Source organism: Sporosarcina koreensis (assembly GCF_001531445.1).
GTDB classification, from domain to species: Bacteria; Bacillota; Bacilli; order Bacillales_A; family Planococcaceae; genus Sporosarcina; species Sporosarcina koreensis_C.
Map to the genome: position 1 here is coordinate 1 of NZ_LQYA01000129.1, position 243 is coordinate 243.

Consider the following 243-nt stretch of genomic DNA (forward strand, 5'->3'; position numbering starts at 1 on the left):
TGAACGAGGCACACCCGGAGAACTGAAACATCTAAGTACCCGGAGGAAGAGAAAGAAACATCGATTCCCTTAGTAGCGGCGAGCGAAACGGGAAGAGCCCAAACCAGGAAGCTTGCTTCCTGGGGTTGTAGGACACTCTATACGGAGTTACAAAGGAACGGATTAGACGAAGCGGCCTGGAAAGGTCCGCCATAGCGGGTAATAGCCCCGTAGTCGAAAGTCCGTTCTCTCCAGAGTGGATCC

1 rRNA gene is annotated in these 243 nt (G+C 53.1%); it reads left to right on the forward strand.

The window, feature by feature from the left end:
• Positions 1-243, forward strand: a 23S ribosomal RNA gene (locus tag AWV70_RS14215); the annotation flags it as partial.